Raw genomic sequence first — 13,321 nt, forward strand, 5'->3', positions numbered from 1 at the left:
CGCGCGACGTGCCGGTCCGCACCGCCATCGGTGCCATGGCCATCGCGTTCTACATGGTGCTGACGCTGGCGTGTGTGAACGACATCCTGTCGCTCAAGTTCGACATCTCGCTGAACGCGACGACCTGGTTCTTCCGCATCGCGCTGCTGCTGGCCCCGCCGCTCGCGTACTTCGTCGCGTACCGGTTCTGCATCGGCCTGCAGCGCAGTGACCGTGCGGTGCTCGAGCACGGCATCGAAACCGGTGTCATCAAGCGGCTTCCGCACGGTGAGTACATCGAGGTGCACCAGCCGCTGGGTCCGGTCGACTCGCACGGCCACCCGATCCCGCTGGAGTACCAGGGCGCCCCGGTGCCCAAGAAGATGGCCAAGCTGGGCTCCGCGGGCAAGCCCGGCACCGGCTCCTTCCTGCGCGCCGACCCCGCGTCGGAGCAGGCGGACCTGGTCGCCGTCGCCCACGAGGAAGAGCACAAGATGCTCGAGGTGCTGGAGGAGGCGCAGAACGCCGCCGCCGGCAAGCACGAGCACTGATCGTCGCCGTCACACGGGAAGGCCCCGAGTCGAATTCGACTCGGGGCCTTCCCCGTTCCCGGGACTCGGCCGATCGGATGACAAGGTGACCGGGACCTGTTAGCTTCCGGACTATGGCTGTCCAGCCGGATCGACGGGCGGTCGCCCGGCCCGCGGTGGCGACCCGCTATGCGGTGGAGACCGGTCGGGCACAGGGGATTCCGGCCTCGGCGTGCCTGGCCGGGACCGGGCTGCGCGGCAGTGACCTGGAAGAACCCGGCGCACAGGTGCGGTCGGGCCAGGAACTGCGGGTCATCCGGAATCTGATCGCGCACGGGGGAGACCCGGCCGAACTGGGGGCCGCGACCGGGCGGCGCTACGCGCTCCCCGGCGCGGGGATCGTGGGCTACGCCATGATGACGAGTCCGACCGTGCGGGAGGCGATCCGGCTGCTGCCCGGGTACTTCGCGGTGACCTCCGTCCGATTCGGGCCGTCGTTCACCGAGACCCAGGCGGGGCTGGCGGTCACGGCCGGGGACGGGGAGGTGCGCGGCGAAGTGCGGGCGTTCCTGCTGGCCCGCGATCTGACGGCCGCCTGCACGCTGGTCTCGGCGCTGGTCTCGGACACCGATGTGCTGCTCGGCCTCGTATTCGAGCCCGGCCGAGGCGGGTTCACCGTGCCGCCCGAAGTGCTCGATCAGCCCGCCCGACCGCCGGACGCGCACACCGGTGCGCTGTGCATCCAGCAGTGCGAGCTGGCACTGGACCGCGGGCATCGACACACCGGTCCGGCAGCGCAGGTGCGCCGGGTGCTGCTGCGGACGCCCGCGACCGCGCCCTCACTCGCCGAGGTCGCCCGGGAACTCTCACTGTCCGAACGCGGCCTGCACCGCCGACTCGCCGACCAGCACATCAGCTTTCGTGGCCTGGTCGATCAGATCCGGCAGCAGCTCGCTGCCGAACTCCTAGAGCTCGGACTCACCGGCGAGACCGTCGCCCGCATGGTCGGTGCGCCTGCCCAGCCCGTCTTCGGCCCCGGTTACCGAGGGCGCCCGGGCGCCCAACCAGGCCGCACCCACGACATCCCGCGTTAGCGATGGCGCCAACAGTGCACGGTTGCGTTCCCACCGACGTGCCGCACTCGCGGTCGGCGCTGACCTGCCACTTCGGCGGCTAACCCTGCGGCGCAGCCGGATTCGGCCTGGTCCACACCAGTGAGAACCGCCACAGTACGTGCCGTCGGTAGCGCACGCCCGGCAGGATTTCCGCCGCTGTTCGCCGCGTCTCGGCATAGGTTTGCGGCGGCGGCCACACCACTGGTGAGGGGTGTGCCCACTGGGCCCGGAACAGTCGATCCTTGAAACTGGTGAGAAGGGCAGCCGCCTCCCACGGCAGATCGGCCGGAAAGTCGTTGCGCGCCATCCCCACCACGGCCAGGGTCCCGCCGGGCCGGAGCAGCTCCCGCATCCGGGTGAGGGCCTTGACGGTGTCCATGTGGTGTAGGGCCGCGATGGACACGATGCCATCGAACGACTCCGGCTCGAAGGGGTACTCGAGGAAATCCGCCTGGAGATAGGTGATGTCGTCCGCCCCGGACTGGTCCCGGGCCAGCTCGATACTCCGCGCATCGGGATCGATCCCGGTCACCGTGGCCCCGCCCCGCCGAATCCGCCTGGCCAGCATGCCTTCCCCGCACCCGACGTCCAGCACATCCCGTGCCCCCGCGACCGCCGCCGCCAGCAGTGGATGATACTCGATGTTGTGATTCCAGCGCTCCGGATCTGGCACATACATCCCGCCATTCTGGCAGCGCGCCGCTCCCGCCGCCTGCACGTTCCGGTACTCGCATCCGCACCTACTCCGGAATGGCCTCGAAGCCGCGCGTTTTCACCGCGCTGGTCATCAGCCCGGTGGGGACTGATCCGGGGTGGTGATCTGGGCGGCGGCTTCGGCGCGCGCGACCCAGTCGAGCCAGGCGCCCGCACCGCGGCGGGGTTCGCCGTAGCCGTCGGTGGTGCGGACGATGCGGGTGCCGGGCTGTTCGAGCCAGCGGACCAGCAGGCCCGCCTCCTCCGGAAGTGCCCCGCGAAGTGGGGGATAGGCGGGGTCGTCGTCCGGGCCGGAGAGGCGGGGCGGGATGACGGTTTCGGCGGCGGCCGACAGGCGGTCCACCACCGCCATGGGGGAGATACCGCGCACGGCGGTACCCGCGGCGGCGAGGCGGGCGTGGCGGATGATCGCGAACTCCCAGCCACCCGCACCGTCTGGGCGGGCAGCTATCAGTTCCGGGATGGCCGCCAGGGCGGCCAGACGCTGGGTGCGGCGCAGGGCGCGGATCACCGTCACGGTGCGATCCCGCAGCCGGGCTGCGGCCTCGAAATGTTCTGCGGTGGAAAGGCTTTCGAGCCTCTCGGCAATCGCGTGCAGCAGGGCGTCGTCGGCGCCCGCGAACAGGGCGCGGACCACGGCCGGAGCTCGCTCGTACTCCTCTATATATAGGGGGCTGCCGTGGGCGCTCGCGGGGCAACCGCCGACCACCGCCGGCGGGCAATCATGGCGGCCGGTGCGCGGGATGCGGGTGGTGCAGGTGCGCAGGCCCGCCTGCTCGGCGACGGTGGCGGCGATCTCGAGCGCGTCGGCGCGAGAGGTGAACGGGCCCAGCGCGTCCCGGGCCGGGGTGCGCGAGACCGCGAACCGCGGGAACGGCTCGTCGGTCAGCGTCAGCCACCAGGCGCGCTGCGGGAACTTCGATCGCCGGTTGTAGGGCGGGGTGTGGGCGAGCAGCAATCGCAGCTCCCGCACACCTGCCTCCAGGCCGTGCGAGCACTCGACATGGTCGACCCGGGTGGCCAGCTGCACCATCTCGCGCATGCGCGGGCGGGTGTCGGACCCGGTGAAGTAGGTGCGGACACGACGGCGCAGATTCACCGCCGTCCCTATATAGAGGACTTCGTCCGACGGCCCGCGGAACAGATACACCCCCGGCGTGGCCGGAAGATCCGCCGCCATCACACGTTTCGCGCGTTGGCGGCGTGTCACCTCGGGCAGATAGTCCAGCAGTTCGGTGAGACTCTGCACCCCCTGATTGCCCACCCGGGCGATGAGTGCGTGCAGCACGTCCACTGTGGCGCGGGCGTCGTCGAGGGCGCGGTGCGTGGGCCGGGTCTCGGCGCCCAGCAGCTGGGCCAGGTACCACAGCTTGGCCGAGGGCGCTTCGTCCTTGCCGAGCACCCGCCGCGCCAGCTGGACCGTGCACAGCGTTTGGAAAGCGGGCCAGGGCAATTCGCACCGGGCCGCCGCGGCCTTCAGGAATCCGGTATCGAAGCGGGCATTGTGGGCGACCAGCACCGCACCGCGCGCGAACTCCAGAAACCCGGGCAGCACCTGCTCGATGCGCGGCGCGTCCACCACCATGGCGGTCGTGATCCCGGTGATCTGCACGATCTGCGGCGGAATCGCGCAGCCGGGATTCACCAGGGTCGCGAACTCGCCGAGCACCTCGCCGCCGCGCACCTTCACCGCGCCGATCTCGGTGATCGAGTCGCCCTCGGGGCTGGTGCCGGTCGTCTCCAGGTCCACCACCACGAACGTCGTGTCATAGAGCGGGGTTTCGAGCTCGTCGAAGGCCAGCTGTCCGGACACGGACGGGAAGCCTAGGCGCAGGGTCCGACAACCTTTCCCCGCCAAGGCATTCACCACAGCTCCGGAGGGTCGTGACCGTCTCCGGGAACGCGGGATCCGGCACTTTCCGCAGGTCGGGCCGGGAACTCGGGCCGGGCCCTGGGAGTTGCTCCGCGCGACCTGGGGAAAGCTCTGAATATGTGGTGGAGATTCTCGAGATGAAATCCCCGAATTGCGGAAATATGCGAGATTGTGATCAGGGTCACAGTTATTCAGAAAGTGAATCAATCATCGGCGTGGGGGTGGTCGGTTCGCGCCAGCCTCCGGGTGTGCCGCCCCGCTGTCCTGCGGTCGGGCGTGTCGCGTGGGCGTGTCGAACTCGCCCAGGTCGGCGGTCATGGCTCCGACCTTGTGTTATGCGTAATTTGTCGAGGTCGGGAGGGCTCCTGGCGGGCGGTGGCTACTCGCCGGTAGCTATTGATTCGCTCTCCGGAAAATGACCGCTGTTATCGTTTCGTGATTGCTGTGACGTTTATCGCACCGAAATAGGGACGCGTAACAATTTCGAGTGACGGGCCGGCCGTCTCGGCTTTACAAAGCACCGTTATGCACTCGTAATCTTCCTGAGACCTCGCGGAGTCCGACGCACCACCCGGTGCGGCGTCGCGGGGGAGATTGGAAGTACCTCATCATGGCGACCACCACCGTCAAGCGACAGGTCCGGGGCATGCAGCGCACTGCGCGTCGTGCCGCTGCGGCCGGTGCCGTCGGCGCCGCCGCGGTGAGCGCGCTGCTGCTGCCCGCGACCCCCGCGTCGGCCCAGCCGGTCAACACTCCGGTCGGCACCATCGACGTGCCCGATCAGATCCAGCTCCCTGCCGGCATTCCGGGCCTCCCGGTGAACATCCCAGCCATCCCCGGCATCATCACCCCGTGGGGCCCGGCCGCCCCCGGACCCCAGAGCGGCCCGCGTCAGGCCGCGGTCAACGCCGCCCTGAGCCGCGTCGGCGACCCCTACGTCTACGGCGCCGCCGGTCCGGACGCCTTCGACTGCTCCGGTCTGGTGCAGTGGTCCTATGCGCAGGCCGGAGTCAGCCTGCCGCGCACCAGCTATGAGCAGCTCAATACCGGCAGCCCGGTGTCGTTCGACGATCTGGAGCCCGGAGACGTGGTGTCGTTCTACGGCGGCAGCCACTCCGGCATCTACGTCGGCGACGGCAATGTGGTGCACGCGTCGACCTCCGGTCAGCCGGTGAAGGTCGCGCCGATCTCCTCGATGCCGTTCGCGGGCGCGCGCCGCATCTGATCCGCTGCTCGACCGGGGAGTCTTCCCCGTAGCCGACCGCAGGCGGCCGACCTGCGGAAGGGGCGGCGACCGTGATGATTCCGTGGCCTGCTGGACACAAGCGGTCGCCGTTTCGTAATCTTATCGAGACCTTCTGAACCGGCTCGGGGTAAGAGAACGGGACGACACCAACGGTGGCAGCGCAGCAGCGACATCATCGGACACACAGTCAGCGAACCAGGCGACTGGTGGGTGAAGCCCTCACGGTAGGCGCACTCATGGTCGGCACCTACGGCACCCTGGGCCTTGGATCCGCGACAGCCGATCCGGTCTCCGCACCGGCATCTGCTGGGGAAGCAGTGCAGCGGCTCATCGATCTGTCGCGGCAATCCGAACAGCTCAATCAGCAGGCGCTCGACGCGCAGTCCGATCTGGACACCAAGGCCGCAGCCGCCGGCGTCGCCGACCAGCGGGCCGCCGACGCGGCCGCCACCCTGGACGCGGCCAAGGCGGAAACCCGTCGCTACCAACCGGTCATCGATCGGGCCGCGACCTCCGCGCTGCTTGGCAGCCGCACCAACCGGCTGACTTCGCTACTGGTCAGCAATTCGCCACAGCAGCTGCTCGACCAGATGTCCATCGTGGACTTCGTGGGCGCGCGCACGAATGATCAACTGGGCCAGTACGAGCAGGCCACCGACGCGGCCTCGGTCGCCGAGGCCGCCGCCCGCTCCGCCGCCGACACGGCGCGCGCCGCCAGCGCCGCCGCCGACGCGGTCCGCAAGGACCTGGAATCCAAACGTGCTGCGCTGCAAGGATCCATGGCTCAGGTGATCGCCGCCTGGGGTCAGCTCTCCGCCGGTGACAAGTCCGCGCTCGCGGGCTCCATGTTCCCGCCCGGCTTCGATCGCGACAGCCTGCTCCGGGGCCTGGTGCCCGGTTCCGGCACCAGCGCGCTGGCCGCGGGACTCACCCGCGTCGGCGATCCCTATGTCTGGGGCGCCACCGGTCCCGACCAGTTCGACTGCTCCGGCCTGGTGCAGTGGGCCTTCCACCAGGTCGGCAAGAGCGTGCCGCGCACGAGCCAGCAGCAGTCCAGCTACGGCACGCCGGTCGACGAGAAGGACCTCCAGCCCGGCGACGTCGTCTTCTTCTACTCTGATATCTCGCATGTGGGCATCTACGCCGGCAACGGATTGATGCTGCACGCTTCCACTTTCGGCATACCGGTTCAGGTCGCGCCGATGAGCTCCACACCGTTCCATTCGGCGCGCCGGTTCTGAGCTCTCGCGGACCCGGCATCAGTGGTCAGGACCCGGAGGAGGCAGCTTGCGTAACCACGTAGGGTCCCCACCCATGCCCGATGTGCAGAGCATGATCACGACGAGGTGGCGATGAGCGCTCTGCGGCAGATGCGCGGCTGGCTGGCGGCGCGGCGGCGGTTCCAGTTCGTCGCCACCCTGGTCATGGTCAGCGCGCTGACCGCGGCCTGTGGGGCGCTGCTCATGCTGCCGAACTCGGTGCTGCCCAAGCTGCGTGCGGTGGCGCCCGGGCAGGACTCGGGTCGGGTGACAGCCTCCGATCCGCAGGTGCCGCTGGTGAAGCGGACCATGGAGGGCTACGGCAAGGTGGTCGCCGAGACCGAGGCGACCGGGTCGGGGCGGATCGGTGTCGTGCTCGGTCATTCCGGGCAGCGCGCCGATATCGATGTGCTGGCAGGCGAACTCGCGGCAAGCACCGCCGCGGTCACCGCGCTCTGGGGTTCGGACTGGAATCAGGCCCCCGTCGTCGTGGTGGCGTCCAGCGTCTCCGAATTCGCCGCCCTCACCCACGCCGCCGGTGACGTGCCCGCCGAGGTCGCGGCCTCGACCGTCGCCGACCCCTTTCGCCCCGGCGCCCAACTGACCGGCCAGCGCGTGGTTTTCGGACCCGACGCCGGACGCCGCCTCGGCGCCGATGGCCTCCGCTCGGTGCTGCGGCACGAACTCACCCACATGGCCTCGCGCGCGGTCACCGTCGACGGTTCCCCGATGTGGACGCTCGAGGGCTTCGCCGAATATTCGGCCCATCGCAACCTGCACCAGCCCATCACCGAGATCGCCCCCACCCTCACCACCCGTGCCCGCGCCGGCGACCTCCCCGGCGACCTCCCGCCCGATGCCATGTTCGAGCCCACCAGCGGCCAAGCCTCCCTGGCCTACGAACAGGGCTGGTCCGTCTGCGCTTTCATCGCCGACCGCTACGGCGACCCGAAGCTCGTCGCCCTCTACCGCCAACTGGCGTCGGGCCCGAAGGACCGCGCCGCCGTCGACACCGCCCTGCGCGCCACGCTCGGCACCGGTTACCAGGACCTCGTCACCGATTGGCGCGCCTGGCTCACCACCCGCACCGCCGAGGGCGCGTAGCACTCGGAGGCCCAGGGGTGCGAGGTTTCGGGGTGGGAGGAGTGCGGGCCCCGGGTGCAGTAGGTTTGAGGCATGGGGCGAACTCTGCTGGTTACCAATGATTTCCCGCCGCGACCGGGTGGGATTCAGTCGTATCTGCATGCGCTCGCCCGGCAGCTGCCCGCCGACGAGCTGGTGGTGTACGCGCCGCGGTGGCGGGGCGACAGTCACTGGAAGTTCGATGCGCAGCAGCCCTTTCAGGTGGTGCGGCATCCGACGACGCTGATGCTGCCGACGCCGCTGGTGGCGCGACGGGCCAAGAAGCTCTTGCGCGACGAGAAGTGCGATCGGGTGTGGTTCGGGGCGGCGGCGCCGCTGGCGCTGCTGTCGCCGGTGCTGCGCCAGGCGGGCGCGGAGCGGATCCTGGCGTCCACGCACGGGCACGAGGTGGGCTGGTCGATGCTGCCGGCGGCGCGGCAGGCGCTGCGGGTCATCGGCGATCACACCGATGTCGTCACCTATGTCAGCAAATACACGCGGCGGCGGTTCTCGTCCGCGTTCGGGGCGCAGGCCGCGCTCGAATACCTGCCCCCCGCCGTGGATTCGGAGGTGTTCAAGCCGGATCCGGCCGCCCGCGCCGAACTGCGGGCCCGCTACGGGCTGGGGGACCGGCCGACCATTCTGTGTCTGTCGCGGCTGGTGCCGCGCAAGGGCCAGGACATGCTGATCACGGCCATGCTCGAGATCCGCAGGCGGGTCGACGGGGCGGTGCTGGTCATCGCCGGTGGCGGGCCGTACGAGCAGAAGTTACGGCAGTTCGCCGAGGTCATGGGCCTCGGCAATGACGTGGTCTTCACCGGACGCGTCCCGTCGGGCGAGCTCGCCGCCCACCACACCATCGCCGACGTGTTCGCCATGCCCTGCCGCACCCGTGGTTTCGGCCTGGACGTCGAGGGCCTGGGCATCGTGTTCCTGGAGGCCTCCGCCACGGGAGTGCCGGTGGTGGCGGGCAATTCCGGTGGCGCGCCGGAAACCGTGCGCGAGGGTGAGACCGGACGGGTGGTGAACGGCCGCTCCGCCGAAGAGCTCACCGACGCCATCGTCGACATCCTCTCCGACCGGGACGCCGCCGCCCGCATGGGCGCGGCCGGGCGCGCCTGGGTGCAGCAGCAGTGGCGCTGGGACCTGATGGGCGCGCGACTACACCATCTGCTGGATCCCACGGCTCCCCGGTCGGCGCGGGTCTGAGACGATTCCCAACCTGCGCTAGGCTCAGCGCCGTGAGCAGTATCCAGGTTGCCGACCAGACATTCGTCGCCGCACCGGGCACGGCCGTGGCCGAGGTGCTGGCCGATCGTGCCCGCTGGCGCCGCTGGTGGCCCGACCTGCAGTTGGAGGTCCGGGAAGACCGGGGTGACAAGGGAATTCGCTGGACCGTCAGCGGTGGTGCGGACGGCACCATGGAGGTCTGGCTGGAGCCCATGCTGGACGGCGTCATCATGCACTACTTCATGCACGCCGAACCCCGCGGCGGCATCGGCGGTATGTCCGGACGTGAGCTGCTGGCCCTGAACCGGACTCGCCGCGTCGCGGGCAAGGCCATGTCCTTCGAGATCAAGGCCCGCCTCGAGGCGGGGCGCAAGGCCGGGGTCGCTCCCGCGGCCGCTCACTAGAAAGGAAGCGTTGCCGCCCATGGCCGATCGAACTCAGAGGTCGATCGTGATCGACGCCCCCTCGGATCGAGTGATGGCGGTCATCGCCGACCTGGAGTCGTATCCGGAATGGGTCTCCGCGGCCCGCTCGGTCGAGGTGCTGGACAAATTGCCGGACGGCCGCGCCCGCACCGCCCGCTTCGTGCTGGACGCCGGCGTCGTGAAGGATACCTACACCCTGTCCTACACCTGGCGGCCCGACGGTCGCGCGGTGAGCTGGAGCCTGGTCTCGGGTGACCTGCAGAAGGCGCAGGACGGCACCTACGAGTTGATCGCGCTGCCCGACGGCACCACCCAGGTGGTCTACGAACTGACCGTGGATCTGAATATCCCCATGATCGGCATGTTCAAACGCAAAGCGGAGAAGGTCATCACCGACACCGCCCTCAAGGAACTCAAGAAACGGGTCGAAGGCTGACCGCCGGCGGTACCGAACGTTCGCCGCACCCCGCCACTCGCGTCGAGCTGTTCATCGGCAAGGGCGGTGTCGGAAAAACAACCCTGGCCTGCGCCACCGCACTCGCCTACGCCCGCAACGGCCGCCGCGTCCTGCTGGCCTCCCTGGACCAGGCCCACTCCCTCGGCGATGCCCTGGGCTACCGCCTGCGCCACGGCGCGACCCCCGCGGTCGCCACCCTGCCGCTCCCCATGTTCCACAGCCCGGCACCGGCTTTCGCGGACGTCCGTGACCCCGACGCCGAGCCGGCGCTGGATGTCATCGAGGTGGATTCGCTTGCGCTGCTGGAGGATCGGTTCCGGCAGGTGCTGGTCATGGCGTCCGGGGCCGGGCACGAGCACGGATTCGACCTGGGGGCACTGGATCCCGCGGAGCTGACCGGGCTGCCGGGGGTGCAGGAACTGCTGGCCATGCTGGAGATCACGCGGTTCGCCAACGACGCGCGGTGGGATGTGATCGTGGTGGACTGCCCGCCGTCGGCGGACATGCTGCGCATCGTCACCATGCCGGACACCGTGCTCGGTTACCTGGAGCGGGTATGGCCCGCGCACGCCAGGACGATGGAGGCGATCGGCGCGGACTTCCGCAAGGCGGTGCTCGCGGTGACCGTCGAGCAGATCGTGCAGGCGGTGACGGAAGCCCGTGACCTGCTGGCGGATCAGGCCCGCACCGGCGCCCGCCTGGTGACCGCCGCGGAACTGGTCGCGGTGGCCGAGTCGGCGCGGGTGCGCTCGGCGGCGGCGCTGCTGGGTATCCGGCTGGACGCGGTGCTGGTGAACAAGGTGCTCCCCGAGCTGCCCGCCCCGCATCCGGTCGAGCCGCCGCATCCGGCGGTGCAGTGGTACTTCAACCGGCGCGGCGAGCAACTCGATGTCGCGGGGGAGCTGCGCAAGCGGTTGCACGGGGTTCCGGTGCAGGTCGTGGCGCATGCGGGAGCCGAACCGGTGGGGATCGGCTCGCTGGCGGCGCTGTCCTACGCGGTGGACGCGAGTGGTAACTGGGTGGGAGGGCGTCCGGTCCCTATGCTTGGCACAGATGCGGACGGTGTGCTGCCCGGCCCCGAGACAAGTACCGCCGCCGAGCCGGTGGTGCGGCTCGAGTCCGGGGCGGGCGTGCACTCGGTGTTCGCGATGCGCATGCATCTGCCGGTGGTCGATTCGTCGACCCTGCGGCTGGGACGAGTGGAGGACGATTTGATCGTGGGAGCGGACGGGGTCCGGCGGCGGTTGCGGCTGGCCCCGGTATTGCGGCGGTGCACGGTCGAGACCGCCGAGCTCGACGGCGACCACCTGGTGATCCGTTTCCGGCCCGATCCTCAGGTCTGGCCGAAATGACCACCACGCACCACCCGCGTCCCGGCCACCCCGACGAGAATCTCGGCGAATTCGCCGAGGAGCTACGGCTGTTGGCCGAGGCCGTCCTCGAGCGCGTCGAACCGGTGCTGCGCCGCACCGCCGCCGACGGCCGCACCGAATGGTCCAGCTGCAGCTGGTGTCCCGTGTGCGCGGCCGCGGCCATCGTGCGCGGCGAGCACCACGATGTGGTGGCGGCCATCGCCGAACACGGCACCGCCATCGTGACCGTGCTGCGCGAGGCGCTCGCCGGTGTGCCGGTGGATCCGGTGATCCCGCCGGACCTGGATCCGGAATCGCCGGAATATCAAGCCTGGCATCACTTTTCGCACGTCGCCGAAACCGGCTCCGGTGCAGGTGATCTGCCGTTCGCCGACGCGCGCGGGGATGTCGGCCCGGACGATGAGAGCGAATTCCCCCGTGCCGGCGGGCAATCCGGCGACCTGCACGGTGCGGCCGGCCTGGCCGCGGTGTTCGCGCGTTTCCTCGCCAGTGCGCAGGGCCGTACGGCGGCCCGGAGTCGGTCCCACGCCCACCCGGCCGCCGAGGCGTCGGACGACCCCTTCGGTCCCGGCCCGGGCGCGGCACGCCGCCCGGGAGACAGTGCCCCGGATGACTCGGACGCGGTGCCGCACAACGATGTCCGTACAGAGCCCGCCGGTGGACGAGTGACCGGTGACCAGCCCGCCCCCGACCGTCCCTTCGGCCCGCCGGTCGCGCACCCGGACGCCGAGCCCGGTCCTGCCGGATCCACGGGACAGCACGCACCCGCCCGAGATTCGGGCCCGGCCGCTGGTCGCGGCAGTACGCAGCCTGGTGGCGGCAGGAGGTCCAAGCGAGCCAAGTACGTGCCCATCGACGTGACGATCAAGGCATGACGGGCGGTGAGGACGTGCCGTTGACCGTGGGTATCGATGTGGGCGGCACGAATATTCGGGCGTCGGTGGTGGATGGTGCTGGCGAGGTGCTCGACACCGTGACCGCGCCGACCCCGCATTCCGCCCGCGCCCTCGAGGACGGTCTGGCCCGGGCGGTGCGTGACCTGTGCTCCCGCCATGCCATCGGCGCGGTCGGTCTCGCGGTGGCGGGTTTCGTCGACGAGGATCGCGCCACCGTGCGTTTCGCCCCGCACCTGCCGTGGGAGGACGCCCCGGTCGCGCAGCGGCTCACCGACCGCCTCGGCCTGCCGGTGATCCTCGAGCACGACGCGAATGCCGCGCTGTGGGCGGAGTACCGCTTCGGTGCGGCGGCGGGCGGGCGCAATGTGGTGCTGGTGGCCATCGGCACCGGTATCGGCGCGGCGCTGCTCAGCAACGGCCAGCTGTATCGCGGAAGCTTCGGTGTCGCACCGGAACTCGGGCATCTGCAGGTGGTGCCCAATGGCCGCGCCTGCGCCTGCGGCAAGCGCGGCTGCTGGGAAAGGTATTGCAGCGGAACGGCTCTGGTGGACACCGCGATCGAACTGCTGGCCACCGATCCACAGCGCTCCACGGTGCTGGCCCGGGAGTCCGGGCGCGATCCCGGCTCGCTGACCGGTCGCCGGGTGGCCGGCGCGGCGCAGGACGGCGACCCGGTCGCCCTCGACGTGATGGCCGATTTCGCGCGCTGGCTCGGCCTGGGCCTGGCCTTCGTGAGCGACATCTTCGACCCGGACCTGATCGTGGTGGCGGGCGGCGTGAGCAGTTCGGCCCCACTGTTCCTCGACGATGCCCGTGAGCACTACGCGGCCTCCATCACCGGCGCCCGGCACCGCCATTTGGCCCGCATCCGCACCGCTCAGCTGGGTGAGGCCGCAGGCATGATCGGCGCGGCCGAACTGGCACGCGCTGCGGTACTAGCCCCGCAGGACGCGGTACCGGCCCACCGCTGATCACCGCCCGACCGATTCCGCTTGTCGTCCCGTTGCTGGAACTGGCAACTGATTTAGTGCCGGTTGGGGTAACTCGTCGGGTACGTCCAAAATTGGTTCGGCACTTGACCGCCGGCACGGATGCATGACGG

12 protein-coding genes and 1 pseudogene are annotated in these 13,321 nt (G+C 70.1%); 11 read left to right on the forward strand and 2 right to left on the reverse strand.

Annotation, left to right across the window (positions count from 1 at the left end; translation table 11 throughout):
* Nucleotides 1-530, forward strand: a pseudogene (locus tag ACFXHE_RS34335) (cytochrome b); the annotation flags it as partial.
* A gap of 113 nt (nt 531-643) precedes the next feature.
* Nucleotides 644-1,603: an AraC family transcriptional regulator ligand-binding domain-containing protein gene (locus tag ACFXHE_RS34340; protein WP_379388832.1), complete on the forward strand. Its 960-nt coding sequence runs from the start codon at nt 644-646 to the stop codon at nt 1,601-1,603.
* Between the two features lie 79 nt (nt 1,604-1,682).
* On the opposite strand, the gene ACFXHE_RS34345 is transcribed toward ACFXHE_RS34340, so the two are convergent.
* The gene (locus tag ACFXHE_RS34345) at nt 1,683-2,303 is read right to left on the reverse strand and encodes a class I SAM-dependent methyltransferase (RefSeq protein ID WP_379388833.1); all 621 of its coding nucleotides are present in this window, start codon (nt 2,301-2,303) and stop codon (nt 1,683-1,685) included.
* Nucleotides 2,304-2,411: 108 nt separating this feature from the next.
* On the reverse strand, nt 2,412-4,151 hold the full coding sequence (locus ACFXHE_RS34350) for a DEDD exonuclease domain-containing protein (RefSeq protein ID WP_379388834.1): 1,740 nt from the start codon (nt 4,149-4,151) through the stop codon (nt 2,412-2,414).
* A 670-nt stretch (nt 4,152-4,821) separates the two neighbouring features.
* Here ACFXHE_RS34350 and ACFXHE_RS34355 point away from each other — a divergent pair.
* The 9 genes from ACFXHE_RS34355 (at nt 4,822) to ACFXHE_RS34395 (ending at nt 13,190) form a co-directional block, all read left to right on the forward strand.
* Entirely contained in the window at nt 4,822-5,436 is a 615-nt protein-coding gene (locus ACFXHE_RS34355; protein ID WP_379388835.1) for a C40 family peptidase, read from the forward strand.
* Between the two features lie 227 nt (nt 5,437-5,663).
* Complete coding sequence (locus tag ACFXHE_RS34360) at nt 5,664-6,698, forward strand: NlpC/P60 family protein (RefSeq protein ID WP_379388836.1); 1,035 nt, start codon at nt 5,664-5,666, stop codon at nt 6,696-6,698.
* Between the two features lie 111 nt (nt 6,699-6,809).
* The gene (locus ACFXHE_RS34365; protein WP_379388837.1) at nt 6,810-7,820 is read left to right on the forward strand and encodes a peptidase MA family metallohydrolase; all 1,011 of its coding nucleotides are present in this window, start codon (nt 6,810-6,812) and stop codon (nt 7,818-7,820) included.
* A 72-nt stretch (nt 7,821-7,892) separates the two neighbouring features.
* A complete protein-coding gene (locus tag ACFXHE_RS34370) occupies nt 7,893-9,047 on the forward strand; it encodes a glycosyltransferase family 4 protein (RefSeq protein WP_379388838.1) in 1,155 nt (384 codons plus the stop codon).
* 32 nt (nt 9,048-9,079) lie between these two features.
* Nucleotides 9,080-9,472: a polyketide cyclase / dehydrase and lipid transport gene (locus tag ACFXHE_RS34375; protein ID WP_364616259.1), complete on the forward strand. Its 393-nt coding sequence runs from the start codon at nt 9,080-9,082 to the stop codon at nt 9,470-9,472.
* A gap of 19 nt (nt 9,473-9,491) precedes the next feature.
* Nucleotides 9,492-9,929, forward strand: coding sequence for an SRPBCC family protein (locus ACFXHE_RS34380; protein WP_379388839.1), 438 nt, complete (start codon nt 9,492-9,494; stop codon nt 9,927-9,929).
* Between the two features lie 83 nt (nt 9,930-10,012).
* The gene (locus ACFXHE_RS34385) at nt 10,013-11,302 is read left to right on the forward strand and encodes an ArsA family ATPase (protein WP_379388935.1); all 1,290 of its coding nucleotides are present in this window, start codon (nt 10,013-10,015) and stop codon (nt 11,300-11,302) included.
* On the forward strand, nt 11,299-12,198 hold the full coding sequence (locus ACFXHE_RS34390; protein WP_379388840.1) for a hypothetical protein: 900 nt from the start codon (nt 11,299-11,301) through the stop codon (nt 12,196-12,198). Before ACFXHE_RS34385 ends, ACFXHE_RS34390 begins: the two co-directional genes overlap by 4 nt.
* Nucleotides 12,195-13,190, forward strand: coding sequence for an ROK family glucokinase (locus ACFXHE_RS34395; RefSeq protein ID WP_379388841.1), 996 nt, complete (start codon nt 12,195-12,197; stop codon nt 13,188-13,190). Before ACFXHE_RS34390 ends, ACFXHE_RS34395 begins: the two co-directional genes overlap by 4 nt.
* Nucleotides 13,191-13,321 lie beyond the last annotated feature (131 nt).

Origin of the sequence: Nocardia sp. NPDC059229, assembly GCF_042754165.1 — a bacterium.
Lineage (GTDB): Bacteria > Actinomycetota > Actinomycetes > Mycobacteriales > Mycobacteriaceae > Nocardia.

Excerpts from the sequence above, each read along its gene's own strand:
- ACFXHE_RS34340 (WP_379388832.1), top strand. The coding sequence starts at position 644 with ATGGCTGTCCAGCCGGATCGACGGGCGGTCGCCCGGCCCGCGGTGGCG.
- ACFXHE_RS34345 (WP_379388833.1), bottom strand. The coding sequence starts at position 2,303 with ATGTATGTGCCAGATCCGGAGCGCTGGAATCACAACATCGAGTATCAT.
- ACFXHE_RS34355 (WP_379388835.1), top strand. The coding sequence starts at position 4,822 with ATGGCGACCACCACCGTCAAGCGACAGGTCCGGGGCATGCAGCGCACT.
- ACFXHE_RS34365 (WP_379388837.1), top strand. The coding sequence starts at position 6,810 with ATGAGCGCTCTGCGGCAGATGCGCGGCTGGCTGGCGGCGCGGCGGCGG.
- ACFXHE_RS34370 (WP_379388838.1), top strand. The coding sequence starts at position 7,893 with ATGGGGCGAACTCTGCTGGTTACCAATGATTTCCCGCCGCGACCGGGT.
- ACFXHE_RS34380 (WP_379388839.1), top strand. The coding sequence starts at position 9,492 with ATGGCCGATCGAACTCAGAGGTCGATCGTGATCGACGCCCCCTCGGAT.
- ACFXHE_RS34390 (WP_379388840.1), top strand. The coding sequence starts at position 11,299 with ATGACCACCACGCACCACCCGCGTCCCGGCCACCCCGACGAGAATCTC.
- ACFXHE_RS34395 (WP_379388841.1), top strand. The coding sequence starts at position 12,195 with ATGACGGGCGGTGAGGACGTGCCGTTGACCGTGGGTATCGATGTGGGC.